Origin of the sequence: Burkholderia sp. BCC0322, assembly GCF_902833045.1 — a bacterium.
Classification (GTDB): Bacteria; Pseudomonadota; Gammaproteobacteria; order Burkholderiales; family Burkholderiaceae; genus Burkholderia.
On the sequence record NZ_CADFDU010000011.1, the window covers coordinates 44,972 to 69,276 of the forward strand.

A 24,305-nucleotide genomic window follows, 5' to 3' on the forward strand; every position below is an offset into this window, starting at 1 on the left:
GCACTCGGAATCGGAAAGCCGTCCTTTTAGAATTGGCATGTCAGGCGCAAAAGGATTAAAACAGCTTCACGGCCGTCACAAATCCGACGTAAAGTCGCCCCAAATTCGACGTAAATCGATTCAGGATAATCGCCTTGATCTCGATCAATAAAGAGCCCGCGCCGCCTCCCCCGCGGCCGGCCGGCACGATCGGCTGGCGCGCTCGCATCGCCGCGTGGGCTCGCGGCCCCACCCTCGCCCGCGACATCACCTTGGTGCTGATCGTCAAGCTGATCCTCCTGATGTCGCTCAAATACGCATTCTTCAATCATCCGCAGGCCGAGCACATGTCGCTTGCGCCTGCCGCCGTCGCCGAGAAACTGCTCTCGGTACCGGCGCCAGCACCCACCGAGGGAGACCACCATGATAAGTAGTGAAGTCGTCGATCTGTCGCGTCTGCAGTTCGGCATCACGGCGCTCTACCACTTCCTGTTCGTGCCGCTGACGCTCGGCCTGTCCTGGCTGCTCGTCATCATGGAAGCTGTTTACGTGATGACCGGCAAACAGGTCTACAAGGACATGACCCAGTTCTGGGGCAAGCTGTTCGGCATCAACTTCGCGATGGGCGTGACCACCGGCATCACGCTCGAATTCCAGTTCGGCACGAACTGGTCGTACTACTCGCACTATGTCGGCGACATCTTCGGCGTGCCGCTCGCGGTCGAAGGCCTGATGGCGTTCTTCCTCGAATCGACATTCGTCGGCCTGTTCTTCTTCGGCTGGAACCGCCTGTCGAAGGTCAAGCACCTGATGGTCACGTTCCTGGTCGCGCTCGGCTCGAACCTGTCCGCGCTGTGGATCCTCGTCGCGAACGGCTGGATGAACAACCCGGTCGGCGCCGAGTTCAACTATCAGACGATGCGCATGGAGTTGACGAACCTGTTCGACGTGCTGTTCAACCCGGTCGCACAGGTGAAATTCGTGCACACGGTGTCGGCCGGCTACGTGACGGCTGCGATGTTCGTGCTCGGCATCTCGTCGTGGTACCTGCTGAAAAAGCGCGACACCGATTTCGCGCTGCGCTCGTTCGCGGTCGCGGCCGGCTTCGGCCTCGCGTCGACGCTTTGCGTGATCGTGCTCGGCGACGAGTCGGGCTACACGACCGGCGAAGTGCAGAAGATGAAGCTCGCCGCGATCGAGTCCGAATGGGAAACGCAGCCGGCGCCCGCCTCGTTCACGCTGATCGGCCTTCCGAACCAGGAAGAACAGCGTACCGACTACGCGATCAGGATTCCGTACGCGCTCGGCCTGATCGCGACGCGCTCGGTCGACGAACCCGTGGTCGGCCTGCGCGAACTCGCGAAGCACAGCGAGGAGCACATCCAGAGCGGGATGATCGCGTACGGCGCGCTGCAGAAGATGAAGGAAGGCGACACGAGCGCGGCCACGCGCGAACTGTTCGACCAGCACAAGCAGTATCTCGGCTACGGGCTGATGCTCAAGCAGTTCACGCCGAACGTGGTCGATGCGACGCCCGAGCAGATCAAGGCCGCCGCCATGAAGACGATCCCGCCGGTCGCGCCCGTGTTCTTCTCGTTCCGGATCATGGTGTTCCTCGGTTTCCTGTTCCTCGCGACCTTCGTCGCCGCGTTCTGGTTCTGCGCGCGCCGCCAGCTGCTGCAGGACAACCGCCGCTGGTTCCTGCGCTATGCGGTGTGGGCGATTCCGCTGCCGTGGCTCGCCGCGGAATTCGGCTGGGTCGTCGCCGAGCTCGGCCGCCAGCCCTGGACGATCGCGGGCATCCTGCCGACGCATCTGTCCGCGTCGAGCCTGACGCCCACGGACCTGTACCTGAGCCTCGCCGGTTTCATCGCGTTCTACACGGTGCTGTTCGTCATCGAGATCAAACTGATGTTCAAGTACGCGCGCCTCGGCCCGTCGTCGCTGCATACCGGCCGTTATCACCACGAAATCGCGGCCGCCAGCGAGCGCGCCCCGGCGTGAGCACGCACCTCAAACCGAACAAGGAATCGCTATGGACTATGCAACTCTCAAGCTGATCTGGTGGCTGCTCGTCGGCGTGCTGCTGATCGGCTTCGCCGTCACCGACGGCTTCGACATGGGCGCGACCGCGCTGCTGCCGTTCCTCGGCAAGACCGACGAGGAACGCCGCATCATCGTCAACACCGTCGGCGCGACGTGGGAAGGCAACCAGGTATGGCTGATCACGGCCGGCGGCGCGATGTTCGCGGCCTGGCCGCTCGTCTACGCGGCGTCGTTCTCCGGCTTCTACTTCGCGATGCTGCTCGTGCTGTTCGCGTTGTTCTTCCGGCCGGTGGGCTTCGACTACCGCAGCAAGCGGCCTGACCCGCGCTGGCGCGCGGGCTGGGACTGGGGCCTGTTCGTCGGCGGCTTCGTGCCGGCGCTCGTGTTCGGCGTCGCGTTCGGCAACCTGCTGCAAGGCGTGCCGTTCAAGTTCGACAGCGACCTGCGCGTGACCTACTACGGCGGCTTCTGGGCGCTGCTGAACCCGTTCGCGCTGCTGTGCGGGCTCGTCAGCCTCACGATGCTCGTCGCGCACGGCGCGGCCTTCATCAAGATGAAGACGGAAGGCGTGATCGCACGCCGTGCATCGATCGCATTGCGGGCGGCGTCGTTCCTCGCGGTCGTGCTGTTCGTACTGGCCGGCGTGTTGGTCGCGTCGACTATCGGCGGCTTCCACATCACGCACGCCGCGCCGACCGATACGGTCGCGAACCCGCTGCTCAAGGACGTCGCTGCCGGCTCGGGCCTGTGGCTCGCGAACTACGGCGAGTATCCGTGGATGATCGCGGCGCCCGTCGTCGGAATCGCGGGCGGCCTGTTCGCGCTGCTGCTCGCCGGCTCGAAGCAGGAAAAGACGGCGTTCTTCTGCACGGGCCTGATGATCGTCGGCGTGATCCTGACAGCCGGCTTCTCGATGTTCCCGTTCATCATGCCGTCGTCGCTCGACCCGCGCAGCAGCCTGACCGTGTGGGATTCGACATCGAGCCACATGACGCTGCAGGTGATGCTGTTCGCGGTGATCGTGTTCCTGCCGCTCATCCTGCTCTATACGAGCTGGGTGTATCGCGTGATGCGCGGCAAGGTCACGCGCGAAGTGCTCGAAGAGAACAAGCATTCGATGTATTGATGCTTTGAACCGGGCCGGGGCGCACGCACCCTCGCCCACCGTTTCGCAAGGAGTCGGATCATGTGGTATTTCAGCTGGATTCTCGGTATCGGCGTCGCGCTGTCGTTCGGCATCGTCAATGCGATGTGGCTCGAAGCGCGGCAGAAGACGCAGGAAGCGCCCGTGCGGGCGCGCCGCGACTGACGTACGACGCGTGCGGCGGATCGCACCGCCGCTGTCCGGACAGAACCTCGCTTCGCGCGAGGTTTTTTTTCGTTCCGGCCGCGCTGACAGGCCCGGCACGCCGATGCCAATTTAGCGCCAGATTGATACCACTTGAATACCAATAAAAGGTTTCATAAGATCTTTGGACACGGCCGCTGACAGGCCGAATCCATCTGGTGGGGGAGACATGCGAATTCCGTATGTGGCGCGCGCCTGCGCGCCATGTCGTCATCCGTGGGAGGCCGCGCCCGCCGTCGACGGCGGGCGCGGCCGGTCGAGCGCAACCGGCTGCGGCTGCCACGCCGCCGCGGCAGTTGCCGCGCGCCACCGATGAGCACGCGTACGCCGCCCCGCCGGTCCGATCGGCACGCCTGCCCGCCCCCCGTTCCGTAACGCACGCCCCGCGTGCCGAATGTGCGCGGTGCGGCCGCATCGCCCCGCGTGCTGTATCTCCCGCAGCTCCATTGAAAGACCCGAACGCAGCGACGTCGCTCCACGACGCCGCCACGCCCCCTTTTTTCTCAGGAGTTCGAATGAAGCGCACCTTGCCATCCCTGTTTGCCGGCCTGTTGATCGCGGCGCTGTCGCCGGTCGCGATCGGCGCCCAGCTGGCGTCGACCGCCGCTGTCGCGACCGCGGGCGCCGCACCATCGGCCGCGCAACCGGCCGATCTCGCGGCGCGGCTGTCGAACGGCCTCGCGCTGCGCGTCGCCGTCGACAACAATCACGCGGCCGCGGCCGGAGTGCCGTGCGCCGATCTCGGCGCCGACGGCGCGGCCTGCGCGACGGGCCGCCTGATCCTGCAGAACCGCGGCCACCAGGCGATCGCCGACGGCGGCTGGAAGCTCTACCTGCACAGCATCCGCCGCCTGCTGCGGATCGACCGCCCCGGCTTCGCGCTGCGGCGGCTCACGGGCGATCTGTACGAACTGACGCCGCAGCCGGGCTCGGTGCGGCTTGCGCCCGGCGAGCGCATCGAGCTGCCGTTCGTCGCCGAATACTGGCTGCTGCGCTACAGCGACGTGATCCCGCGCCCGTACGTGGTCGTCGATGGCGCGCCGCCCGCGGTGCTCCGCTACAACGACACCGACGACGAGCTGCGCTACGTCGAATCGCTGCCGGCCGACGCGCAGAACAACTCGACCGGCAATGCGCCGCCCGTGGCCGCGCGGCCCGATGCGAGCCGCGCGCTGCCGAGCGTGAAGCGCGAGCAGCCGCTGCCCGGCACGCTCGACCTGCGCGGCGTCGAGCTCGCGCTACCCGATCTACCGGACGCACAGGTCGCGGCGCTGCGCGAACGCGCGACGACACTCGGGCTCGACGGCGCGCGCGTGCCGGTGCGTGGCGCCGTCGCGCCGCGCCGGCTGCCGGCCGACATCGCGACGCCGGGCGGCTATCGGCTCGCAATCGGGCCGCGCGGCGTGCTGATCGAAGGCTACGATCGCGCCGGCCTCTACTACGGCGTGCAGACGCTCTACTCGCTCGCACCCGCCGGCGGCGGCCCTATCCCGGCGATGCGGGTCGAGGATGCGCCGCGCTTCACGCATCGCGGGATGCACGTCGATCTCGCGCGCAACTTCAAGCACCCGGCCACGCTGCGCCGCCTGATCGACCAGATGAGCGCGTACAAGCTCAATCGCCTGCACCTGCATCTGTCCGACGACGAGGGCTGGCGCATCGAGATTCCCGGCCTGCCCGAACTGACCGAGATCGGGGGACGCCGCTGCCACGACCCGAGCGAGACGCGCTGCCTGCTGCCGCAGCTCGGCTCCGGCCCGGACAACCGCTCGGGCGGCGGCTACCTGACGCGTGACGACTACGTGTCGCTGGTGCGCTACGCGGCCGCGCATTTCGTCGAGATCATCCCCGAGATCGACATGCCCGCGCATGCGCGCGCGGCCGTCGTGACGATGGAGGCACGTTACAAGCGGCTGCATGCAGCCGGCCGCGAGCAGGAAGCGAACGCATACCGGTTGCTCGATCCGCAGGACGCGTCGAACCTGACGACGGTGCAGTTCTACGACCGGCGCAGCGACCTGAACCCCTGCGTGCCGGGCGCGCTCAATTTCGCATCGAAGGTGATCCGCGAGATCGCCGCGATGCATGCCGACGCGCAGGCGCCGCTGCACATCTGGCACTACGGCGGCGACGAGGCGAAGAACATCTTCCTCGGCGCGGGTTTCCAGCCGCTGAACGGCACCGATCCGAACAAGGGGCGCATCGATCTCGCCGCGCAGGACAAGCCGTGGGCGCGTTCGCCCGCGTGCACGGCGCTGCTCCAGCGCGGCGAGATCAAGTCGATCGACGAGTTGCCGACGCGTTTCGCGCAACAGGTAAGCGCGGCGGTCAACGCGAACGGGATCGACACGATGGCCGCGTGGCAGGACGGCATCAAGCATGCCAACGGGCCGCAGGACTTCGGCACGCGCCACGTGATGGTGTCGCTGTGGGACACGATCTTCTGGGGCGCATCGGATAGCGCACGCGACCTGAGCGGCAAGGGCTACCTGACGGTACTGGCACTGCCCGACTACCTGTACTTCGACTTCCCGTACACGCTCAACCCGCGCGAGCGCGGCTACTACTGGGGCTCGCACGCGACGGACGAGTACAAGGTGTTCTCGCTCGCGCCAGAGAACCTGCCGCAGAACGCCGAAGTCATGGGCGACCGTGACGGCAACGCGTTCGAGGTCACGGGCACGGGCCCCGCGCCACGCATCGAAGGCATGCAGGGGCAGGCGTGGGGCGAGGTGATGCGCAACGACACCTTCCTCGAGTACATGGCCTATCCGAGGCTGCTCGCGCTGGCCGAGCGCGCATGGCACCGGGCCGACTGGGAGCTGCCGTATGCGGCCGGCGTGCGCTTCAAGCGCGGCGACACGCATCACGTCGACGTCGCCGCGCTGCAGCGCGACTGGGCCGGCTTCGCGACGCTGCTCGCGCAACGCGAATTGCCGAAGCTCGACCGGGCCGGCGTCGGCTACCGGAAGCCGACCTTCACGCTGACGACTCCGTGATCCACTGAGCGACCAGGCGATGCGCGATGCTGGCGGGCGCATCGCACCTTCATCCGCACCAAGCAAAAACGGCTTGCGACGCATCGCAAGCCGTTTTCGTTTTGCCGGCCGGCCCGAACCCGCATCGCGGATCAGGCCGGCTTCATCGCATCAGGCCGGTTGTGCAGCCGCCCCGCTGCCCGACGGCGGCAGGCGCGCGCCGAGCTGTTCGGCATAGCGTGCCGCCGCGTTGCCGCAGACGATGTGGAACGTGTCGAGCGACACCCACGCGACGTCGAGTGCACCGAGACGATCACGATCGACCGCCGACGGATCGCGCACGACCACCCGCAGGCGCGTGGTCGCGACCGCATCGAGCGACGCGACGTTGGTCGCGCCGCCGAACACCGCGAGCCAGCGCGTCGGCTCCGGATCGAGCGGGCCGGCGGCCGCGCCGGTGACGGGCTGCGCCGCGGCAGCCGTCGCCGTCGATGCCGCGCCCGCCGCGCCGCTACCGATGGCGGCACGCATCTCGTCGGCAATGATGTCGGCCTCGGGCCCGATGATCACCTGCACGCTGTTGCCGCCGCGCTTGAGCACGCCGCGCGCGCCGATCGACTTCAGTTCCGGCTCCGAAACCTTTTCCGGATCGACGACGGTCAGGCGCAGACGCGTCGTGCATGCGTCGACGACCGACAGGTTGCCTGCCCCGCCGAGTGCGGCGATGTAGCGCTGCGCACGCGGCGCAGCCGCGGCGGCGCCCGCAGCCGGTGCGACGAAGCCGCCCGATGCATACGATTCGACTGCCGAATCGGCCGATGCCGGCTCACGGCCCGGCGTGGCCATGTTGAACTTGCGGATGAAGAAGCGGAACAGTCCGTAGTACGCGGCGCCGTACGCGATGCCGAGCGGAATCGCGATCCAGCCCTTCGTCGACAGCCCGTAGTTCAGGATGTAGTCGATCGCGCCGGCCGAGAACGTGAAGCCGAGCTTTACGCCGAGGATCTGGCAGATCGCGAGCGACAGCCCCGTCAGCACCGCGTGGATCACGTACAGCACCGGTGCGAGGAACATGAAGCTGAATTCGATCGGCTCGGTCACGCCGGTCAGGAACGACGTGAGCGCCATCGAGAACAGCAGGCCGCCGACCATCGCGCGACGTTCCTTCGGCGCTTCGTGCAGCATCGCCAGGCACGCGGCCGGCAGGCCGAACATCATGATCGGGAAGAAGCCCGCCATGAAGGTGCCCGCGGTCGGGTCGCCCGCGAAAAAGCGGTGCAGGTCGCCGTGCACGATCTCGCCGCCGGCGGGCGGCGTGAAGTTGCCGAACACGAACCATGCGAGCGAGTTGATGATGTGGTGCAGGCCCGTGACGAGCAGCAGGCGGTTCAGGAAGCCGAACACGAACGCACCGATCGCGCCCGCCGTCGTCAGCCACTGGCCGGCCGCGTCGATCGCATGCTGGACCGGCTGCCAGACATACCCGAACACGATGCCGAGCACCACGCAGGCCAGCCCCGTGATGATCGGCACGAACCGTTTGCCGCCGAAGAACGCGAGGTAGTCCGGCAGCTTGATGTCCTTGTAGCGGTTGTACAGCAGGCCCGCAACGACACCCGCGATGATCCCTGACAGCACGCCCATGTTCAGCTTGGGATCGATGTCCTTCATGATCGCGGTTTCGATCAGGTAGCCGATCGCGCCCGCGAGCGCCGCCACGCCGTTGTTGTCCTTCGCGAACCCGACCGCCACGCCGATCGCGAACAGCAGCGGCAGGTTGTCGAAGATCGCACCGCCGGCGTCGGCGATCATCTTGATGTTGAACACGTCAGGCTGACCGAGTCGCAGCAGGATGCCGGCAACCGGCAATACCGCGATCGGCAGCATCAGCGCCCGGCCCAGGCCCTGTATTTTCAGAAACGGATTCCCGTTCATTCAGTCCTCCAATCCTTGTCTCGTCGTTAAGCGTCGTTGACCTAATTGCTTTCGTAGTAAAACGGGTCGCGAGCCTGCCCTCGACGTTCAGTCGAGCGGCCAGACCTCGCGGCTTGCTGCCCTTACCGCCTGCGCCGAATCGAGTGCGAGCAGATCCTGCGCGCGCTGACGGCACAACTGGTAATCGAGACGGCGCACCCGCGCCTTGATGCCCGGCACCGACACCGGGTCGACCGACAGTTCGGTCACGCCGAGGCCAACCAGAATCGGCACCGCGAGCGGATCGCCGCCGAGCGCGCCGCACACGCCGACCCACTTGCCGTGCTTCGCGGCGCCGCGCACCGCGATGTCGATCAGGCGCAGCACGGCCGGATGCAGGCCGTCGGATTGCGCGGCCAGGTCGGCCTGGCAGCGGTCCATCGCGAGCGTGTACTGCGTCAGGTCGTTGGTGCCGATCGACAGGAAATCCGCGTGCTGCGCGAGCTGGTCGGCCAGCAGCGCGGCCGACGGCACCTCGACCATCACGCCGACTTCGATCGGCTCGGTGCGGCCCTGTGCGCGCGCGAATTCGTCGATACGCTTTCTCAACCGCACGAGCTCGCCCGCGTCGGTGACCATCGGCAGCAGGATGCGCACCGCGCCGAACGGCTTCACCGCGAGCAGGCCTTGCAATTGATCGTCGAGCAGGTCGGGGCGCACCTGCGCGAGGCGGATGCCGCGCAGGCCGAGCGCCGGGTTCGGTTCGGGCGGCAGCGTCAGGTAGTCGACCTCCTTGTCGGCGCCGACGTCGAGCGTGCGGATGATCGCCGTGCGGCCCTGCAATGCGTCGACGATCGACTGGTAGCTCTGCTGGTGTTCGACGACCGTCGGTGCAGCCTGGCGATGGATGAACATCAGTTCGGTACGCAGCAGGCCGACCGCGTCTGCGCCGTTGTCGACCGCGGTGTTCGCGTCGTCGAGCGTCGCGATGTTCGCGGCGACCTCGATCGCACGGCCATCGACGGTCGAGGCGGCAACGCCCGCCAGTTGCCGGTTCGCCTCGCGCACGCCGTCCAGGCGCTGGCGCTCGTGCCGCGCGCGCTCGACGTCGAGTGCGGTCGGCGCGTGCTCGAGCCGGCCCGCGCTTGCATCGACGACGACCTGCGTGCCGTCCGGAATCGCGTACAGTGCATCGCCGACCGCGACCAGCGCCGGAATGCCGAGCTGCCGCGCGATGATCGCCGCATGCGACGTCGCGCCGCCGCGCGCCATCACGAGCGCGGTCACGCGCTCGCGATCGAGCGACGACAGGTCGGACGGCGTGAACTCCTCGGCCGCGAGCACGGCCTCGTCCGGCAGCGCACGCGCGGCGCCGTTCGTATGACCGAGCGCGCGCAGCACGCGCTTCTCGATGTCGCGCAGGTCGGCTGCGCGTTCGGCAAGCAGCGCGTCGTCGAGCTTCGACAGCGTGTCGATCTGCGTGCGGATCGTCGCGCGCCATGCGAAGCCTGCGCTCTTGCCGAGGCTGATCAGGTCGCGTGCCGCGTCGATCAGCGTCGGATCCTCCAGCAGCACGCGATGCACCGCGAAGATGCCCGCTTCGCCGACCGCGCCGCGCGCCGATGCGTTGCGCACCGTTTCGTCGAGTTCCGCATCGACGGCCTTCAGCGCCTGGTCGAGCTGACGGCTTTCCGTGGCCGGCGTGCCGGATGCCTGCTCGGGCGGCACGATTTCCGCGTCGTCGAGACGCACCAGCGTGCCGACCGCGATGCCGGGCGCCGCGCACACACCCGCGAGCGTGTTCGGGTCGATCGGCGCGCCGACGTTGCGCGCGACCGTCTGCGGCGCGGGCGACCTCAGCCGCGCCGGCTTTTCCTCGACTTCGCCGTGCGCTTCGCGCAACAGCTCGTGCTCGACCGCATCGACGGCCTGCTGCGCGTGCGCGCCGCGGCCGACCAGTTCGACCGTCGCGCCTTCCCCGGCGCCGAGGCCGAGCAGGCCGACGACGCTCGCGATCGATGCCTTGCGGCCGTCGAACAGCACGTCGACGCTTGCGTCGAGCCCGCGCACGGCTTCACGCGCACGCGCGGCCGGCCGCGCATGCAGGCCGCCCGGCTGCGCCAGCACGATTTCGCGGCGCACTTCGTTGTGCGCGGCGGCGCCGACCTGCGCCGCCTGCGCGGCCGCTTCGCCCTTGCCGCGCAACGCCAGCAGCGGCGTCTCGCCGGCCGTCGCGAAACCGCTGGCGCGCTCGACGACCTCGAACGCATCCGAGTTCGCGATCGCGATCACCGACACGAGCGAATGCGCACTGCGCGCCACCGCGTCCTGGTCGAACTCGATCAGCAGCGTGCCCGCCTCGACACGCGCGCCGGCCTCGACGTGCGCGATGAAGCCCTGCCCGTTCAGCTCAACGGTGTCGATGCCGATGTGCAGCAGGACCTCCGCACCTTGCGGCGTCGTGATCGTCACGGCATGGCCCGTGCGTGCGAGATGCGACACGACGCCCGCGCACGGCGCGACGAGCTGGCCCGCGAGCGGGTCGATGCCGATGCCGTCGCCGAACATGCCGCCGGAGAACACCGGATCGGGTACGTCGGCCAGCGCGACGATCGGCCCCGTCAACGGGGCAAGCAGGACGATCTGATCGGGGGTGGGGCTCTTCAACTGGGACTCCTCGGCGCGTCTCATCGGCGGTCTCGGCTATCAGTGCGTTTCGGTGACTTTGTTCAGGTGGCGCGGCGTGTCGGGATTGCGGCCGCGCGCGACGGCGAGATCCGCCGCCATCACGTAGAACGAAAGAATGGCGGCGATCGGGTCGAGCGCCGGATGGGCGGACTGCGCGAGCGGCAGCACCGTGCCCGATGTGCCGGGCGTGCCGGCGGGCGCCGCGAGCAGCACGGCGGCGCCGCGGGCGCGCATGTCTTCGGCGAGCTGCAGCAGGCCGGCCTGCTCGGGCCCCGGCGGCGCGAACACGAGCAGCGGATAGTCGCGGTCGATCAGCTCCATCGGGCCGTGACGGACTTCGGCGCTCGAGAACGCCTCGGCCTGGATGCCGGACGTTTCCTTCAGCTTCAGCGCGGCTTCCTGCGCGATCGCGAGGCCCAGGCCGCGGCCGATCACGATCATCCGTTCGACGCCCGCCAGCGCGGCAACGGCCTGCGACCAATCGAGCTGGCCGGCTCGCGCGAGCACGTCGGGCAGACCGCGCAGCGCGGTCATCAGCGCGGCGTCGCGCTGCCAGTAGGCCACGATCTGCGCGGACAGCGACAGCATCGCGATATAGCTCTTGGTCGCGGCCACCGACAGTTCGGGGCCGGCAAGCAGCGGCAACTGGTGCTCGCACGCATCGGCGAGCGGCGACGGCAGCACGTTCACGGCGGCGACGGTGCGCGCGCCGGCTTCGCGCAGCGCGGCCATCGTGTTGACGAGATCGGGGCTCTTGCCCGACTGGGAGAACGCGATCGCGAGCTGGTCCTGCACCTTCAGCGGCGCCTGCTGCAGCGTCGCGACCGACATCGGCAGCGACGCGACCGGCACGCCGAGGCGACTCATCGTCAGGCTCGCGAAATAGCTCGCGGCGTGATCCGAGCTGCCGCGCGCGACCGTCAGCGCGACGGCCGGCGGGTGATCGAGCAATTGGCCGGCGAGCGCTTCGACGCGCGTGGTGTCGGCGATCTGCGCGGCGACGACCTGGGCGGACTCGCGCGCTTCCTTAAGCATATTCGACAATCGATTCTCCTTCGACGTAAGTCGCGGTGAGGTTCAGGTCGCGATCGAACACCGCGAGGTCGGCCCATGCGCCGCGCTCGAGGCGGCCGCGATCGGCGATGCCGAGGTAGTCGGCCGCATAGCGCGACATCCGGTTCGACACGTCGGCGATCGGCAGGCCGAGCGACACGAGGTTGCGCAGCGCCTGGTCCATCGTCAGCGTGCTGCCGGCGAGCGTGCCGTCGGCGAGCCGCACGCCGCCGAGGCACTTCGTCACATGCTGGCTGCCGAGCCGGTACTCGCCGTCGGGCATGCCCGTTGCGGACGTGCTGTCGGTCACGACGTACAGGCGCGGGATCGCGCGCAGCGCAGCACGAATCGCACCCGGGTGGACGTGCAGCAGGTCAGGGATGATTTCCGCGTATTCGGCATGCGCAAGCGCCGCGCCCACCAGGCCCGGGTTGCGGTGATGCAGCGGCGACATCGCGTTGAACAGGTGCGTGAAGCCGCATGCGCCGTGCTTGAGCGCGGCCACCGCGTCGTCGTAGGTCGCGAGCGAATGACCGAGCTGCACGCGCACGCCGCGCGCGGCCATCTCGCCGATGATCTCGATGTGGCCGGCGATCTCCGGCGCGAGCGTGACGACGCGGATCGGCGCGATCGACAGGTACTTCAGCACTTCGTCGAGCACGGCCGACACGGCCGCGTCGGGCTGCGCGCCGAGCTTGCCGGGGTTGATGTACGGGCCTTCGAGGTGCACGCCGAGCACGCGCGCGCCGCCCGGCGTGCGGGTGCGTGCAACGCTGCCGAGGTTGCCGACGACTTTCATCAGTTCGTCGCGCGGCGCGGTCATCGTCGTCGCGAGCAGGCTCGTCGTGCCGAATTGCGCGTGCGTGCGGGCGATCGTCTCGATCGCGTCGCCGCCTTCCATCACGTCGGCGCCGCCGCCGCCGTGCACGTGCAGGTCGATGAAGCCGGGCAGGATGTAAGGCGCGTCGTTCTTCGCGGGATCGACGGGCTTGCCGTCGAGGGTCGTGATGCGGCCGTTCTCGCTATCGAGCGAACCGTGAATCCAGCCGTCGGGGGTAAGGATGTTTCCAGTCAGCATGACGTTCTCTTGATGATCTGGTGACGCGGGCATCCGCGTCGTGATTTGCAAATCCGTGTCGTTGCTTCACGCGGGTCGCGCGCGGGCAGTCTCGCGCGTCAGCGTTTCAGTTCGGCGACGAAGTCGTAGTAGTCGTCGCGGCAATACGTTTCACTCACTTCGATCGCGCGCTGGTCGGCGCCGTAGCCGACCCGCGTGATCACCAGCAGCGCCGAACCCGGCTTCACCGCCATCCATTTCGCGATCGCGTGGGTCGCGTTCGCCGCGCGAAAGTGCTGCAGCGCGCGCACGACGGTCATCCCGCGCGCTTCGAGGTATTCGTACAGCGACGCGCCGAGCACCTGCGGATCGGGCACCACCGCGGCCGGCAGCGTCGAGTGCTCGACGGCCATCACGATGCCGTCCGCGCGGCGCAGCCGTTCGAGCCGCGCCACCGTCGCGCCGGGCGCGAGGCCGAGACGCGTGATCTCGTCGCGGTTTGCGGCGCGCAGCGTGCGCGACAGCCACACCGAATCGGGCACGAAGCCGCGCTGCCGCATCTTCGCGGTGAAGCCGACGAGACGCGACAGCGGATCGGCAACGCGCGGCGTGATGAAGCTGCCCGCCCCGCGCGCCCGCTTGATCAGCCCCTGCTCGACCAGCAGCGCGAGTGCGCGACGGGCCGTGATCCGCGACACGCCGACCGACACCGACAGCAGCCGCTCCGACGGCAGCGCCTCACCGGCCCGCCACGCGCCGGCGTGGATCGCACTCGCCAGGTTGCGCGCGAGCTGCAGATAAAGCGGCGTGTCGCTGAGGGGATCGGGCGCCAGTTCGGACCAGCCGGTTTCCATGTGCCTCCAGGTGTCGGACGACGACATCGGGCCGTCGAAAGTGAGGGCATTATATAACCACCATAATACCAGTCAACGAACTGGTATTAGCGGTGCGGAAATCGCCGAAAGCCTTGCCAGGCAAGCGGTTTAGTTCCAACAAACCCTTTGTTTACAACAAAGTATCGGGTAGGGATTTACCCGGATTGGTATGCAAGGGGACAGTTCCAGTACGTGTCTCGCCGAGGTTTTGGGCGCGAATATGAGACCTGAATAGAACCAGTTGAGCCGACTGGTATGCCCGGATGGCGGCAGGCGCGCCGCGACCGCCACGGTGCGTCAGTGGAATTCGCGGCTCGCGGTGCGCAGGCCGCCGAGCAGCGGCGTCAGATCCTCGAAGTGTTGCGCGACGAGGTGCCTCACGTCGCTCACGACCTGCCACACGCCGGACACCGCGAGCAACCGTGAATCGAGGGTTTCGCGGCGCTGCCGCGCGAGCAGTTCGGGCCGGACGATCAGGTTCACGCAACCGGTTTCGTCCTCGAGCGTCATGAACATCACGCCTTTCGCGGTGCCCGGCATCTGCCGCGCGGTCACGAGCCCGCATGCGCGCGCGAGCCGGCCGTCGGGGCGGTCATGCAATTCGGCCGCGGACGACAGCCGCCGCGCGCGCAGCGCGGGCCGCAGCAGCGCGACGGGATGGCGGTTCAGCGTGAGGCCGGTGGTGTGATAGTCGGCGAGGATGTCGTCGGCTTCCGACGGCGCGCCGAGTGCGGGCTTCTCGGGTTCGTCGATCGGCGCGGCGGCGAGCAGGTCGCGCTCGGGGGCTGCTGCAACCGCTTGCCACAGCGCATCCCGGCGATGGCCGGCGAGCGTCGCAAGCGCGTTCGCGGCGGCAAGCGCTTCGAGATCGCGGCGTTCGAGTTGCGCGCGACGTGCGAGGGTGTCGACACTGTCGAACGGGCCGGCTGCGCGTGCCGCTTCGATGCGGCGCGCGGCGGCTTCGCCGAGACCGCGCACGAGCGACAGGCCGAGCCGCACGGCGGGCTGGCCGTGCGGAGGCGGCTGGTCGGGCAGCGCCTCGAGCGATGCTTCCCAGTTGCTTTGCGTCACGTCGATCGGCAGCACCTGCACGCCGTGCCGCTTCGCATCCTGCACGAGTTGCGACGGCGGGTAGAAACCCATCGGCTGGCTGTTCAGCAGCGCGGCGAGGAAGATCGCCGGTTCGTGGCATTTGAGCCAGCTGCTGGCGTACGCGAGCTTCGCGAAGCTTGCTGCGTGGCTTTCGGGGAATCCGTAATCGCCGAAGCCCTTGATCTGTTCGAAGATCTGTTCGGCGAAGTCGGGCGGATAGTCGCGCTCGCGCATCCCGTCGACGATCTTGCGGTGATATTTCTCGAGATTGCCCTTGCGCTTCCACGCGGCCATCGCGCGGCGCAGCTCATCAGCCTCGCCGGGCGTGAAGCCTGCCGCGATCATCGCGATCTGCATCACCTGCTCCTGGAAGATCGGCACGCCGTACGTACGTGCGAGCGCGGGCTTCAATTCTTCTTTCGGATAACTGACCTTTTCGATTCCCTGGCGCCGTTTCAGATAGGGGTGCACTGCCCCGCCCTGGATCGGCCCCGGCCGCACGATCGCCACCTCGATCACCAGATCGTAGTAAGTCTCCGGGCGCAGGCGCGGCAGCATCGACATCTGCGCGCGCGATTCGATCTGGAACACGCCGACTGTGTCGGCGCGACAGATCATGTCGTAGGTCGCCTTGTCATCCTGTGGAATGTGCTTCAGCGTGAACGGCTCGCCGCCCGGTTCCGGCGGCCCGCGCCATGCGGTGCGCATGTCGAACGCGCGATGCAGCGCCGACAGCATGCCGAGCGCGAGCACGTCGACCTTCATCAGCTTGAGCGATTCGAGGTCATCTTTATCCCACTGGATCACGCGCCGCCCGTCCATTGCGGCGTTCTCGACCGGCACGAGCCGCGTGAGCTTGCCGCGGCTGATCACGAAACCGCCCGAGTGCTGCGACAAGTGGCGCGGAAAGTTGAGCAGTCGCCCCGACAGTTCGGCCCATGCGCGAATCATCGGCGTCGCCGGGTCGAGCCCGGCCGTCGCGAATTGCTGCAGCAGATCACGGCTACCGTCGAACCAGCGATGCCCCTTCGCGACGCGGTCGATCAGCATCGGATCGACACCGAGCGCCTTACCGGTTTCGCGCAGCACGCCGCGCGGACGATAGGTCGAAACGGCCGCCGCGAGTGCCGCGCGATCCTTGCCGTATTTCTTGTAGATATGCTGAATCACTTCCTCCCGGCGCTGATGCTCGAAGTCGACGTCGATGTCGGGCGGCTCGCCACGCTCCTCGCTGATGAAACGCTCGAACAGCATCGTGCTCTGATCGGGGTCGACCTCGGTGATACCGAGGCAATAGCAGACAACCGAGTTTGCCGCCGAGCCGCGGCCCTGGCACAGGATGTTCTGGCTGCGCGCGTATTTGACGATGTCGTAGACGGTCAGGAAAAACGGCTCGTAGCTCAGCTTCGCGATCAGGTCGAGTTCATACCGGATCTGCTTCGCCACTTTCTCCGGAATGCCGTTCGGATAACGCTCGGCCGCACCTGCCCGCGTTTCCTGTTCCAGATAGCTCGTCGGCGTGAGCCCCTTCGGCACGATCTCGTCGGGATACTCGTAGCGCAGCGAATCCAGTTTGAAATCGCACGTATCGAGAATCGTGCAAGTCTCCTCGATCTCTGCCGGCGAATACAGCTTCCCGATCCGGTTCCGCGCGCGCAGATGCTGTTCCGCATTCGGCGCGAGCGCATAGCCGCACTCGGAAACCGGCATGCCGACGCGGATTGCCGTCATCACGTCCTGCAGTTCCTTGCACGAGCGCCGGTGCATCGTCACGTCACCCAGCGCGACGATGCGCACGCCACGCCGCTCGCCGGCCGCACGAATCTCCTCGCGCTGCGCACCATCCAGCGCGCGCTGCAACTGCACGAGCCCGAGCCGCGCACGTTCGCCGAACGTCGTGCGAAACCACGCGACCTGCGCATCGAGTACGTCTGCACGCACCGGATACGTGGGCACGAGAATCGCGAAGCAGTCGGGCATGCCGCGCAAGTGGGCAAACTCGGCAGGCGGTGCCGACAGCATCCGCGACGTCAGCGTGTAAGTGCCCTTCGGCGACGCCATTCGCCGCCACGAAATCAGCTCGGACAGGTTGCCGTAGCCCTCGCGGTTCTGCGCGAGCAACACGAGCCCGAACGCGCCGGGGCCCGGATCGTGGCCGGGCGCGACTTCATCCGGCGTGACTTCGAAATACGAACCGATGACGAGCGGCAGCCCTTTCGCCTTCGCCGCGACATGCATGCGCGGCGCGCCCGCGAGCGAACATTCGTCGGTGATCGCGATCCCGCGATAACCGAGCTCGGACGCACGCTCGACCAGTTCCTCCGCATGCGACGCCCCATGCAGGAACGAAAAGTTCGAACGGCAGAACAACTCCGCGTAATCGGGCAGCCAACTGAATTCCGCAACCATCGCCGCTCACCCGAACAGGCCGTGCAGGAACCAGCGCGGCTCGGACTCGCTCCTCGCCCGTTCCTTGAATACCCAGTAGCACGCACCGGCCTCGTCCTGCGCGACGCAGTAATCGCGTGCAGCGAGCTGACCATCGAACCACCCTGCCTCGATCCGCTCCACCGACGACATCATCCTGAGCGGCGTATGAAATACCGGCCGCTCCCCGCGCATCAGCAACGGCAGCGGCTCGGCCAGCAGCCACGCGGGGCGCGGCGGCACGGCCGGCGGGCCAGCGGCCGGCTTGCCGGCCTGCGCATCGAGCGGCAGCCAGCGGTTCGCGGCCTCGGGCCGGTAATCGGCAACCGGCGCCGCGCGCAGCACGTTCTCCGCGCCGAGCCGCGCGACCAGCAGCTCGAACAGCCGCGCGCGCGTCTCGCGCGTGCCGCCCGGCTCGGGGAAAAGATCGTCGGCGGGCGGCGCAACCGATTCGACGCGCGTGGCCTTCAGGCGCACCGCGATCACCGCGGCCGGCAACTCGACGCGCGCGAGCCGCTCGCCGAGCAGCCGCATGAAATGCGCCTCGTCGCGCACGGGTGCGGCGAACGCGAGTTCGAGCGGTGTCGGCGGCACGGCCTGGCGGCCGCGCTCGTGCTCGAGATCGAACGTCATCGCGGCCAGCGACAGCTGCCGCGCGGCCAGCCAGCCGCAGAGCTGCACGACGAGCCGCCGCGCGGCGAACAGCACGGCTTCCGCGTATTCGACGCGCTCCGGCAATTCGAGCCGCACGTCGAACACGGGCGGCACCGCCATCCACGCCAGCGGCTCGACCGCATCGCCGTACGCGCGATCGAGCAACGCCAGCAGCGCGGGACCGCAGCGGCGCTGCAGCCCCGCGCGCGGCAGGCGGCGCAGATCGGCGAGCGTGCGGCAACCGAGACCGTCGAACCAGCCCGCATACGGACGCGCATCGGGCAACAGCACGCACGGCAGCCCATCGAGCGCGCGAACCAGCGACGCAGGGGCGGCCACCCGGCGCCGGATCCGCGCGCGGGCCGAGACACGCGCGAGCAGCCACGCACCGCGCCCGGTCGGCGCGGCGGACAGGCGCGCCGCATAACCGAGCGCCGCGAGCGTCGCACGCACCTGGCGGCACAGCGACGGCAAGCCTCCGAACAGGCGCAGGCTCGGGCCGACGTCGACGATCAGCGTGGCTTCGTCGTCGAGCGCGACGCACGGCGAGAAGCGCAGCAATGCGAGCGCGACCGCGCGCAGCGCATCGGCCTCGCGCGCGGGATCGCGTTCGACGAGTTGCGTGTCGGGCGCGAGCGTCAGCACGCCGCCGCGCTTCATGCCCGCGCGCACGCCTTGCCGGCGCGCGGCTGCATCGGCGATCAGCACGACACCTTGCTCGAGCACCGCGCAGCCGGCGCCGCCGGCCGCTGCGTCAGACGGCGGCGGGGCGCACACGTCGAGCGGCAGGCGCGGCAGATGGATGCCGAGCAAGACGCGCATAGCGGCTCTCCACGATGGGTGACGGCAGGTCGAGCACGAGCGGCTCGCCGCGCGCCGGCCCGCGACGCTTGACGATATCGAGCGACACGCCGCCCGGCACGGGATACAGCGCGACGCGCAGCACGGCCGGCGACGGCTGCCGCGCGGCCGACAGCGGGCGCAGCATCACGAACAGCGTGTCGCCCGTGCGCGCGGCCGCGAGATGCAGGCGCCGCAGCGCATCGGGCCGCGGGTCCTGCCAGAGCAGCAGCGCGCCGCAACAGCCGGTCTTGAGCGCCTGTTCGGCGGCCCACAACGCATCCGTGCGGCTGCCGGCACGCAGCCACAGCAACGCGTCGGCCGGCACGCCGAGACTGGCGAGCGCGGTCGCATGCGGCGATTGCGGCGGCGCGACGAGCGCAAGCGGACGCCGGGCGCTGACGGTGCGCGCGAGCGCGGGCGCGAGCAGCCGCATCTCGCCGCAACCCGGCTGCGCGGCCAGCAGTTCGACGAGCCCGCCGACCGGCCAGCCGCCGCCCGGCAGCTCGGCGGACAGCGGCGCAAAGCCCGTGTCGATCGTGCGCGGACCGCCGCGCGCGAGCTGCGAGCCACGCCAGAGCGATGGATGAAGGGATTCGGGAGAAATGGAGGATGCGAGCATGACGCCACCCACAACTGTATGGATATACAGTATATGGCAATGCGCCCGCATCGCACAGCGCCGGTGCGAAACCGGTTTTTGTCAGAGGAAAAACGGGGGAACGCCGGCGCGCCCGTCATGCTACGGCGCGCCGGATCGGGCGTGGCCGGATCGTGCCGCCCGAACGCCCGCCACGGCCATCCGGCCCGATGCAACGCACGCGCGCCGAATCACCCGGCCGGATCGGCATGCCACCCCTCACGCGAACCGGCGCGGTGCGGCATCCCGCACCACACCGGTTCGCCTGCGCCCGTCAGCCGAGCAGCAACGCGTCGTCGTCGAGCTGCTCGTGACGCACCTTCTCGAACATCTGCAGCAGGTCCGGCACGTCGAGCCCCTTGCGCGCGTCGCCCGACACGTCGAGCACGACCTGCCCCTGGTGCAGCATCACCGTGCGGTCGCCGTAGTCGAGCGCCTGCCGCATGCTGTGTGTGACCATCATCGTCGTCAGCTTGCTCTCGGCGACGATGCGCGCGGTCAGTTCCAGCACGAATGCGGCCGTCTTCGGGTCGAGCGCGGCGGTGTGCTCGTCGAGCAGCAGGATCCGCGACGGCCGCAGCGATGCCATCAGCAGGCTCACCGCCTGCCGCTGACCGCCCGACAGCAGCCCGATCCGGTCGGTCAGCCGGTTCTCGAGGCCGAGGTTCAGGAGCCGCAGCTTGTCGCGGAACAGCTCGCGCGACGGCCGGTCGAGCGCGGCCCGGAAGCCGCGCCGCGCACCACGCGCCATCGCGAGCGCCATGTTCTCCTCGATCGTCAGCGCCTCGCAGGTGCCGGCCATCGGATCCTGGAACACGCGCGCGACGAGGTGCGCGCGATCCCACGCAGCCTTGCGCGTGACGTCCGTGCGATCGATCGAGATGCGCCCCGCATCGACGGCCTGGTCGCCGCTGACCGCATTGAGGAAGGTGGACTTGCCGGCGCCGTTCGAGCCGATCACCGCGACGAACTGGCCGTCGGGAATCTCGAGCGACAGCCCGCGCAGCGCACGCGTCTCGATCGGCGTGCCGGGATTGAACGTGAGTGTCAGGTCTTGTGCGGACAGCATGTCAGGCCCCTCCGTTCTTGCGCGCGAACAGCTTCTTGCGCGTCGCCGGCAGCACCAGCGCGATCGTGACGAGCGCGGCCGTCACGAGGTTCAGATCCTGCGCCTTCAGCCCGATGAATTCGCTGTTGAGCGCAAGCGCGATGAAGAAGCGGTAGACGATCGCGCCGAGCACGACGGCAAGCGTCGTCAGCACGAGCCGGCGCGCCGGCAGCAGCGTTTCGCCGATGATCACCGCGGCCAGCCCGATCACGATCGTGCCGATCCCCATCGAGATGTCCGCGCCGCCCTGCGTCTGCGCGAACAACGCGCCTGCGAGCGCGACGAGCGCGTTCGACAGCGCCATCCCGGCGAGCGTCGCGCGGCCGGTCGCGATCCCTTGCGCACGCGCCATCCGCGGGTTCGCGCCGGTCGCGCGCATCGCGAGGCCGAGTTGCGACGAGAAGAACCAGTCGAGACCGAGCTTCGCGACCACGACGACGATCGCAAGCAGCGCCGGGCGCAGCACGTAGTCGGGCATCCAGTCGGGCTGCAGCACGGTGAAGAGGGTCGGCTCGGTGATGAGCGGCACGTTCGGCCGGCCCATGATCCGCAGGTTCACCGAATACAGCGCGATCATCATCAGGATACTGGCGAGCAGGTCCATGATCTTCAGGCGCACGTTGAGCCACCCGGTGATGAAGCCGGCCGCCGCGCCCGCGACGATCGCGATGCAGGTCGAGCTGAACGGGTCGTAACCGGCCGAGATCAGCGTCGCGGCGACGGCGCCGCCGAGTGGAAAGCTGCCGTCGACGGTGAGGTCGGGGAAGTTGAGGATGCGAAACGAGATCAGCACCCCGAGGGCGACGAGACTGAAGATCAGGCCGATCTCCAGCGCGCCCAGAAACGAGAACAGAGACATGATGGGGAAATCCTGTTGCTTCCCGGCCGGACGTGTACGGCCGGGCGAAGCGAACGGGCGGCCCCGGGTGGGAGCCGCCCGTCCGGCGGTGTCGTTCAGGCCCGGATCGGGCCCGCAAGCGCGGCGCTCGGGCCGCGGCTTACTTGATGACCGTCTTCGCGTCCTTGAGCAGATCCGGCGACAGCGTCACGCCCTGCTTCGCGGCCGCGCCCGTGTTCGCGAACAGCTCGAGGTTGCTGCTCGTCTCCGACGCGATCGCGCCCGGCTTCTCGCCCTTCAGGATGCGCGCGACGACCTTGCCCGTCTGGCGGCCGAGGTCGCCGTAGTTGATGCCGAGCGCCGCGATGCCGCCGCGCTTCACGCTGTCGGTGTCGCCGGCGACGAGCGGGATCTTCGCTTCGTTCGCGACCTTCACGAGCGCTTCGTACGCGGACACCACGTTGTTGTCGGTGTTCGTGTAGATCACGTCGACCTTGCCGATCAGGCTCTTCGCGGCCGGGCCGATGTCGACGGTGCGCGGTGCGGCCGCTTCCTTGAGCGTCATCCCCTGCTTCCCGAGGATCTCCTTGAGCGCCTTCACGACGACGACCGAGTTTGCCTCGCCCGGGTTGTAGACCATGCCGACCGTCTTCGCATTCGGCACGACGCGCTTGATCAGCGCGACCTGGCGATCGAGCGGCAGCTTGTCGGAGACGCCCGTCACGTTGGTGCCCGACGGGCCCCAGCCCTTCACGAGCTGCGCGGCGACCGGATCGGTCACGCCCGAATAGACGACCGGCACGCTCTTCGTCGATGCAACCACCGCCTGCGCGGCCGGCGTCGCGATCGCGACGATCACGTCGGGCTGGTCACCGACGAACTTGCGCGCGATCTGCGCGGCCGTGCCCGTGTTGCCCTGTGCGCTCTGGTATTCCCACTTGAGCTTGTCGTCGCCGTACCCTTGCGCCTTCAGTTCGGCACGCACGCCATCGCGGATCGCGTCGAGCGCCGGGTGATCGACGATCGACAGCACCTTGACGGTTTGTGCGTGCGCGACGCCTGCCAGCGCGAATGCGGCCACGCCGGCCGTGATCGAACGGATCGCGAAAGTCTTGAAACGCTTCATGGGTGTGTCTCCCCCGTATTGTGTCGGTTCTGGATGATGGATTCCCGCCGCCGTCATGCGGGCGCCGCCATGCATACGACGCGTCGGCGAGCGGCCCGCGCACGCGCCGGGCAAGCGTGCAGCGGCGAACGCACGAGGATACCATTTCCGCAGACCACCGCCTGACTCCGCGCTTTCGCATCACGCCCCAAATCACGCCCCGAATCGCAGCGCCCGCCGACGTCCGCGAACGCGCGCGAAGCCCGGCCGGCGGCGGTTCCCGCCGGCTCCGACGCAACGCGTCAGCCGCGCTTGCGGCTTTACGTTATGCTGTCGGCCGACCCAATCCACGCCATCGGAGGGCACATGAAACGGGGGATCCGAGCCGTCGCATTCGCGGCGCTCGCGCTGGCGCTGCCGAGCGCGGCGTTCGCGCTCACCGACGGCTATGCGCAATACGACGACTGCATGCTTGGCGCGCTGCGCGACAGCCGCAACGGCGCGGCGGCGCAACTGATCCAGCGCTCGTGCGACGCGCTGTATCGCAACAACGCGATGCTGCTGCCGCGCGAACGGCGCTTTCATGAGTGTGTCGTGCAGTCGCTGCCGGGCGTGCGCGACAACTACGCGATCCAGCAGATCATGGCGATCTGCTCGCGGCGCGGCGAGATGTGAGTCGGCCGCGGAACGCGGCACACCCTGCGGCCGTCGATCGGCCGCGCCAATGAAAAAAGGGCCTGCACGCGGTGCAGGCCCTTTTCATTCAGCGGTTCGACCGATATGCGGCGTTCAGAACGACGCGACCATCGAGCCCTTGAACTGCTTCTTGATGAATTCACGCACTTCCGGCGACTGGTATGCCTTGACCAGCTTCTTCACCCACGGCTGATCCTTGTCCTTCGCGCGCACGGCGATCAGGTTCGCGTACGGGCTCGTCAGCGCTTCGAGCGCGATCGCGTCCTTGGTCGGCTGCAGGTTCGCGGCAAGCGCGTAGTTGGTGTTGATCACGGCCGCGTCGACGTCCGACAGCACGCGGGGCAGTTGCGCGGCGTCGAGTTCGGAGATCTTAAGCTTCTTCGGGTTGTCGGCGATGTCGAGCACCGTTGCGTTGTTGCCGCCCGTGCCGGCGCCCGCCTTAAGCTTGATCAGGCCTTGCGTCTGCAGCAGCAGCAGCGCGCGGTTCTCGTTCGACGGATCGTTCGGCACCGCGACCTTCGCGCCCTGCGGCAGGTCCTTCAGCGCCTTGAACTTCTTCGAGTACACGCCGATCGGCGAGATGTAGGTCAGGCCCGCGCTGACGATCTTGTAGCCGCGCTGCTTCACCTGGCTGTCGAGGTAGGGCTGGTGCTGGAAGCTGTTCGCGTCGAGGTCGCCCGAGTCGAGCGCCGCGTTCGGCTGCACATAGTCGTTGAACTCGATGACCTTCACGTTCAGGCCTTCCTTCTCCTTCGCGACCTTCTGCACGAGCTGCCACACTTCCGAATCCGGGCCGGCGACCGTGCCGACCTTGATCACCTTGTCTTCGGCGTGCGCGCCTGCCGACAGCGTCAGTGCTGCACCGGTGGCCAGCGCGGAAAATACCTTCAGGAGACTGCGACGCTTCATCTGTTTCTCGCTTTCTTGCTTACTGGATTGCTGGAAATGGGGCGCGATACGGGTATGC

18 protein-coding genes are annotated in these 24,305 nt (G+C 68.2%); 6 read left to right on the forward strand and 12 right to left on the reverse strand.

Features of this window, described 5'->3' with window-relative positions; all coding sequences use genetic code 11:
* Positions 1 to 128: 128 nt before the first annotated feature.
* From cydP to HWX39_RS26195, 5 genes are all read left to right on the forward strand, one after another.
* On the forward strand, positions 129 to 413 hold the full coding sequence (gene cydP, locus HWX39_RS26175; RefSeq protein ID WP_175970814.1) for a cytochrome oxidase putative small subunit CydP: 285 nt from the start codon (positions 129 to 131) through the stop codon (positions 411 to 413).
* Positions 403 to 1,983, forward strand: coding sequence for a cytochrome ubiquinol oxidase subunit I (locus HWX39_RS26180; RefSeq protein WP_175970684.1), 1,581 nt, complete (start codon positions 403 to 405; stop codon positions 1,981 to 1,983). The genes cydP and HWX39_RS26180 overlap by 11 nt, the downstream gene beginning before the upstream one ends.
* Positions 1,984 to 2,014: 31 nt before the next feature.
* On the forward strand, positions 2,015 to 3,151 hold the full coding sequence (gene cydB / locus HWX39_RS26185) for a cytochrome d ubiquinol oxidase subunit II (RefSeq protein WP_175970685.1): 1,137 nt from the start codon (positions 2,015 to 2,017) through the stop codon (positions 3,149 to 3,151).
* Between the two features lie 60 nt (positions 3,152 to 3,211).
* Positions 3,212 to 3,334: a cytochrome bd-I oxidase subunit CydX gene (gene cydX, locus HWX39_RS26190; RefSeq protein ID WP_006477761.1), complete on the forward strand. Its 123-nt coding sequence runs from the start codon at positions 3,212 to 3,214 to the stop codon at positions 3,332 to 3,334.
* 554 nt (positions 3,335 to 3,888) lie between these two features.
* The gene (locus HWX39_RS26195) at positions 3,889 to 6,372 is read left to right on the forward strand and encodes a family 20 glycosylhydrolase (RefSeq protein WP_175970686.1); all 2,484 of its coding nucleotides are present in this window, start codon (positions 3,889 to 3,891) and stop codon (positions 6,370 to 6,372) included.
* Positions 6,373 to 6,522: 150 nt separating this feature from the next.
* On the opposite strand, the gene nagE is transcribed toward HWX39_RS26195, so the two are convergent.
* From nagE to HWX39_RS26250, 11 genes are all read right to left on the reverse strand, one after another.
* Positions 6,523 to 8,286 (reverse strand): N-acetylglucosamine-specific PTS transporter subunit IIBC, encoded by a 1,764-nt coding sequence (gene nagE / locus HWX39_RS26200; RefSeq protein WP_175970687.1) that lies wholly within the window; start codon positions 8,284 to 8,286, stop codon positions 6,523 to 6,525.
* 87 nt (positions 8,287 to 8,373) lie between these two features.
* The gene (ptsP, locus tag HWX39_RS26205) at positions 8,374 to 10,956 is read right to left on the reverse strand and encodes a phosphoenolpyruvate--protein phosphotransferase (protein ID WP_175970688.1); all 2,583 of its coding nucleotides are present in this window, start codon (positions 10,954 to 10,956) and stop codon (positions 8,374 to 8,376) included.
* Positions 10,957 to 10,971: 15 nt separating this feature from the next.
* Positions 10,972 to 11,988 (reverse strand): SIS domain-containing protein, encoded by a 1,017-nt coding sequence (locus HWX39_RS26210; protein ID WP_175970815.1) that lies wholly within the window; start codon positions 11,986 to 11,988, stop codon positions 10,972 to 10,974.
* Entirely contained in the window at positions 11,981 to 13,084 is a 1,104-nt protein-coding gene (gene nagA / locus HWX39_RS26215; RefSeq protein ID WP_175951476.1) for an N-acetylglucosamine-6-phosphate deacetylase, read from the reverse strand. Before nagA ends, HWX39_RS26210 begins: the two co-directional genes overlap by 8 nt.
* 98 nt (positions 13,085 to 13,182) lie before the next feature.
* Complete coding sequence (locus tag HWX39_RS26220) at positions 13,183 to 13,917, reverse strand: GntR family transcriptional regulator (protein ID WP_175970689.1); 735 nt, start codon at positions 13,915 to 13,917, stop codon at positions 13,183 to 13,185.
* A 318-nt stretch (positions 13,918 to 14,235) separates the two neighbouring features.
* On the reverse strand, positions 14,236 to 17,439 hold the full coding sequence (locus HWX39_RS26225; RefSeq protein WP_175970690.1) for an error-prone DNA polymerase: 3,204 nt from the start codon (positions 17,437 to 17,439) through the stop codon (positions 14,236 to 14,238).
* A gap of 6 nt (positions 17,440 to 17,445) precedes the next feature.
* A complete protein-coding gene (locus HWX39_RS26230) occupies positions 17,446 to 18,933 on the reverse strand; it encodes a DNA polymerase Y family protein (protein ID WP_175970691.1) in 1,488 nt (495 codons plus the stop codon).
* The gene (gene imuA / locus HWX39_RS26235; protein ID WP_047899078.1) at positions 18,866 to 19,573 is read right to left on the reverse strand and encodes a translesion DNA synthesis-associated protein ImuA; all 708 of its coding nucleotides are present in this window, start codon (positions 19,571 to 19,573) and stop codon (positions 18,866 to 18,868) included. The genes HWX39_RS26230 and imuA overlap by 68 nt, the downstream gene beginning before the upstream one ends.
* Positions 19,574 to 19,865: 292 nt before the next feature.
* On the reverse strand, positions 19,866 to 20,660 hold the full coding sequence (locus tag HWX39_RS26240; RefSeq protein WP_175970692.1) for an ABC transporter ATP-binding protein: 795 nt from the start codon (positions 20,658 to 20,660) through the stop codon (positions 19,866 to 19,868).
* Between the two features lies 1 nt (position 20,661).
* Positions 20,662 to 21,558, reverse strand: a complete 897-nt coding sequence (locus HWX39_RS26245; protein ID WP_174971568.1) for an ABC transporter permease — start codon at positions 21,556 to 21,558, stop codon at positions 20,662 to 20,664.
* A 139-nt stretch (positions 21,559 to 21,697) separates the two neighbouring features.
* On the reverse strand, positions 21,698 to 22,663 hold the full coding sequence (locus HWX39_RS26250; protein ID WP_175970693.1) for an ABC transporter substrate-binding protein: 966 nt from the start codon (positions 22,661 to 22,663) through the stop codon (positions 21,698 to 21,700).
* A 345-nt stretch (positions 22,664 to 23,008) separates the two neighbouring features.
* Here HWX39_RS26250 and HWX39_RS26255 point away from each other — a divergent pair, with 345 nt between their 5' ends.
* On the forward strand, positions 23,009 to 23,317 hold the full coding sequence (locus HWX39_RS26255) for a VF_A0006 family four-cysteine protein (RefSeq protein WP_175970694.1): 309 nt from the start codon (positions 23,009 to 23,011) through the stop codon (positions 23,315 to 23,317).
* A 114-nt stretch (positions 23,318 to 23,431) separates the two neighbouring features.
* Here HWX39_RS26255 and HWX39_RS26260 read toward each other — a convergent pair whose 3' ends face one another.
* Positions 23,432 to 24,247 carry a MetQ/NlpA family ABC transporter substrate-binding protein gene (locus HWX39_RS26260; protein ID WP_175970695.1) on the reverse strand — a complete coding sequence of 272 codons (816 nt, stop codon included), beginning with the start codon at positions 24,245 to 24,247 and terminating at the stop codon, positions 23,432 to 23,434.
* Positions 24,248 to 24,305: the final 58 nt, after the last annotated feature.

Bases quoted from the DNA above. Each gene is read 5' to 3' on its own strand.
- HWX39_RS26250 (WP_175970693.1), bottom strand. From the start codon at position 22,663: ATGAAGCGTTTCAAGACTTTCGCGATCCGTTCGATCACGGCCGGCGTG.
- HWX39_RS26245 (WP_174971568.1), bottom strand. From the start codon at position 21,558: ATGTCTCTGTTCTCGTTTCTGGGCGCGCTGGAGATCGGCCTGATCTTC.
- nagA (WP_175951476.1), bottom strand. From the start codon at position 13,084: ATGCTGACTGGAAACATCCTTACCCCCGACGGCTGGATTCACGGTTCG.
- HWX39_RS26220 (WP_175970689.1), bottom strand. From the start codon at position 13,917: ATGGAAACCGGCTGGTCCGAACTGGCGCCCGATCCCCTCAGCGACACG.
- HWX39_RS26195 (WP_175970686.1), top strand. From the start codon at position 3,889: ATGAAGCGCACCTTGCCATCCCTGTTTGCCGGCCTGTTGATCGCGGCG.
- cydX (WP_006477761.1), top strand. From the start codon at position 3,212: ATGTGGTATTTCAGCTGGATTCTCGGTATCGGCGTCGCGCTGTCGTTC.
- imuA (WP_047899078.1), bottom strand. From the start codon at position 19,573: ATGCTCGCATCCTCCATTTCTCCCGAATCCCTTCATCCATCGCTCTGG.
- nagE (WP_175970687.1), bottom strand. From the start codon at position 8,286: ATGAACGGGAATCCGTTTCTGAAAATACAGGGCCTGGGCCGGGCGCTG.
- HWX39_RS26180 (WP_175970684.1), top strand. From the start codon at position 403: ATGATAAGTAGTGAAGTCGTCGATCTGTCGCGTCTGCAGTTCGGCATC.
- HWX39_RS26230 (WP_175970691.1), bottom strand. From the start codon at position 18,933: ATGCGCGTCTTGCTCGGCATCCATCTGCCGCGCCTGCCGCTCGACGTG.
- HWX39_RS26255 (WP_175970694.1), top strand. From the start codon at position 23,009: ATGAAACGGGGGATCCGAGCCGTCGCATTCGCGGCGCTCGCGCTGGCG.
- HWX39_RS26225 (WP_175970690.1), bottom strand. From the start codon at position 17,439: ATGGTTGCGGAATTCAGTTGGCTGCCCGATTACGCGGAGTTGTTCTGC.
- ptsP (WP_175970688.1), bottom strand. From the start codon at position 10,956: ATGAGACGCGCCGAGGAGTCCCAGTTGAAGAGCCCCACCCCCGATCAG.
- cydB (WP_175970685.1), top strand. From the start codon at position 2,015: ATGGACTATGCAACTCTCAAGCTGATCTGGTGGCTGCTCGTCGGCGTG.
- HWX39_RS26210 (WP_175970815.1), bottom strand. From the start codon at position 11,988: ATGCTTAAGGAAGCGCGCGAGTCCGCCCAGGTCGTCGCCGCGCAGATC.
- HWX39_RS26260 (WP_175970695.1), bottom strand. From the start codon at position 24,247: ATGAAGCGTCGCAGTCTCCTGAAGGTATTTTCCGCGCTGGCCACCGGT.
- HWX39_RS26240 (WP_175970692.1), bottom strand. From the start codon at position 20,660: ATGCTGTCCGCACAAGACCTGACACTCACGTTCAATCCCGGCACGCCG.